General features: G+C 71.6%; 3 protein-coding genes. 1 reads left to right on the top strand and 2 read right to left on the bottom strand.

All coding sequences use genetic code 11. The features are described 5' to 3' along the window. Together D180_RS19855 and ccmA are read right to left on the bottom strand one after the other, a co-directional pair. On the bottom strand, positions 1-228 hold a 228-nt coding region (locus D180_RS19855), incomplete at its 3' end, for a heme exporter protein CcmB (RefSeq protein WP_043091421.1). Then, on the bottom strand, positions 225-872 hold the full coding sequence (gene ccmA / locus D180_RS19850) for a heme ABC exporter ATP-binding protein CcmA (protein ID WP_017907305.1): 648 nt from the start codon (positions 870-872) through the stop codon (positions 225-227). The genes ccmA and D180_RS19855, both read right to left, overlap by 4 nt. Positions 873-1,079: 207 nt before the next feature. Between ccmA and D180_RS19845 the strand changes: the two genes are divergently transcribed. Continuing rightward, positions 1,080-2,131, top strand: a 1,052-nt coding sequence (locus D180_RS19845) for a pyridoxal phosphate-dependent aminotransferase (RefSeq protein WP_017914145.1), incomplete at its 3' end; no start/stop codon positions are given.

Below are 2,131 nucleotides of genomic sequence, written 5' to 3'. Positions count from 1 at the left end.
CGCCAGCAGGCCGGCCAGCAGCACCGCCAGCCATAGCGCGGCGCCGGCCACCTCGCCGAGCAGGCGCGGCTGGTTGCCCAGCGCCAGCGCGAACAGGGCCACGATCAGCAGGGCGAACAGCGCCGGCTGCAGTGCGTCGCCGCGGCGCCGCCACAGCAGGCGCAGGTCGCGCAGCAGCAGCGCCCGGGTGGCCTGCCACAGCGAAGGAACGGGCGTGGCCAGGCTCATGCGGCGACTCCGCTCAAGGTCAGCATGCGGGTGCGCACGGGGGGGGCGGCATAGGCGCCATGGGTGGTGACCAGGGCCGCGCCGCCGCTGCGCAGGTGCGCGGCGATCATGCGGTTGACCAGGGTGATGCCGTCCAGGTCGAGGTTGGCGTAGGGCTCGTCGAGCAGCCACAGCGGCGCCGGCGACAGCCACATCCGCGCCAGCGCCAGGCGCTTCTTCTGCCCGGCCGACAGCTGCCTTACCAGGGTGTCCTCGTAGCCGGCCAGGCCGACGATGGCCAGCGCGCTGCCGGGCATCTGCTTGGCCCGGCGCCCCTGCAGGCCGCACAGGTAGTGCAGGTTCTCCAGGGTGCTCAGGTCGGCCTTCAGTGCGCCCAGGTGGCCCAGGTAGGCCATGAAGCGGGCGCGGTCGCCGCGCCGCACCGGGTGGCCGTCGATCTCGATGCGCCCGGCCTCGGCGCGCAGCAGGCCGACCAGCACCCGCAGCAGGGTGGTCTTGCCGGCGCCGTTGTCGCCCTGCACCAGCAGCGCCTCGCCGGCATCCAGGTGGAAGTCCAGCGGACCGAACACCGCGGCGTCGTCGCGGGCGAACGTGAGCCCGTGCGCGGCCAGTAGCGGTGGGGCGGTGTACAGCGGATCGGTCATCGGCGAAGGCCGCGGCGGATGGCGCGGCGGCGGGCGGCAAGGGAAGGCGCGCATTGTATCGGCATGCGGGCGTCCGGCGGATGCCGGCGGCGGCCACACGCGGCGATGCGCATGCGCTGCGTCAGTGGAGCGGCGGCGGTATGGCGCATCGCCGGCAAGCGGCTTTGCGTACACTCGGCGTTTTCCCGCTGCCCGCAGATCCCCCGCATGCATCCGCAGACCAAGCTGCCCAAGGTGGGCACCACCATCTTCACCGTGATGTCGCAACTGGCCGCCGAGCACGGCGCGGTCAACCTGGGCCAGGGCTTTCCCGATTTCCCGGTGCCGCCGCGGCTGATCGAGGCGCTGGACCGGGCGATGCGCGACGGCCACAACCAGTACCCGCCGATGACCGGCGTGCCGGCGCTGCGCCAGGCGATCGCCGAGAAGGCGCTGCGCTGCTATGGCGCCCAGGTCGATGCCGACACCGAGGTCACCGTCACCAGCGGCGCCACCGAGGCGCTGTTCAACGCCATCCACGCCGTGGTACGCCCGGGCGAGGAGGTGATCGTGCTGGACCCGGCCTACGACAGCTACGAGCCGGCGATCGACCTGGCCGGCGCGCGTGCGGTGCACGTGCCGCTGGACCCGCAGACGTTCGTGGTGGACTGGGAGCGCGTACGTGCGGCGATCACCCCGCGCACCCGCCTGCTGATGCTCAACAGCCCGCACAACCCGTCCGGGGCCATGTTCGGCGCCGACGACCTGCAGGCGGTGACCGAGCTGCTGCGCGGCAGCGACATCTTCCTGATCTCCGACGAGGTCTACGAGCACATCGTGTTCGACGGCCGCCGCCACGAGTCGGTGCTGCGCTGGCCGGAACTGCGCGAGCGCGCCTTCGTCGTCTCCAGCTTCGGCAAGACCTATCACTGCACCGGCTGGAAGATCGGCTACGCGATCGCGCCGCCGGCGCTCAGCGCCGAGTTCCGCAAGGTCCACCAGTACAACACCTTCGCCAGCTTCGGCCCGGCCCAGCACGCCTTCGCCGCGATGATCCGCGAGGAGCCCGAGCACGACGAACAGCTCGGCGCGTTCTACCAGGCCAAGCGCGATCGCTTCCGCGAACAATTGCTGGGCACCCGGCTGAAGCCGCTGCCGGTGCCGGGCGGCTACTTCCAGCTCGTGGACTATTCGGCGGTCAGCGACCTGCCCGATACCGAGTTCGTGAAGTGGCTGACCATCGAGAAGGGCTTGGCGGCGATCCCGCTGTCGCCGTTCTA

Origin of the sequence: Xanthomonas sp. SHU 166 (assembly GCF_000364685.1) — a bacterium.
In the GTDB taxonomy this organism is placed as follows: Bacteria; Pseudomonadota; Gammaproteobacteria; order Xanthomonadales; family Xanthomonadaceae; genus Xanthomonas_A; species Xanthomonas_A sontii.
This window is presented reverse-complemented; position numbering and strand designations above follow the sequence as displayed.